At 59.4% G+C, this 266-nt stretch carries 1 protein-coding gene; it reads right to left on the bottom strand.

Annotated features, from left to right (window positions below):
* The coding region (locus SB765_RS30290) for a methyl-accepting chemotaxis protein (RefSeq protein WP_410932577.1) at positions 1 to 266 on the bottom strand (266 nt) is incomplete at both ends.

Raw genomic sequence — 266 nt, 5'->3', positions numbered from 1 at the left:
GTGGGTCACAATGTCGCTCATCGCATCGCGCGTCTGCTCAGATAACTGATGGCCCTCCGCCACGTTGCTGATGGAAGTCGCAATCAGTCCATCAATCTCTTTAGCGGCCTGCGCAGAACGCTGTGCCAGCGCACGCACTTCTGCGGCCACCACGGCAAAGCCACGGCCCTGTTCCCCGGCACGTGCCGCTTCAACGGCGGCATTCAGCGCCAGGATATTGGTCTGGAAGGCGATCGACTCAATCACGTGGGTGATATCAGCAATAC

This window comes from Pseudomonas sp. SIMBA_067 (assembly GCF_046534675.1).
GTDB classification, from domain to species: domain Bacteria; phylum Pseudomonadota; class Gammaproteobacteria; order Pseudomonadales; family Pseudomonadaceae; genus Aquipseudomonas; species Aquipseudomonas putida.
This window is presented reverse-complemented; position numbering and strand designations above follow the sequence as displayed.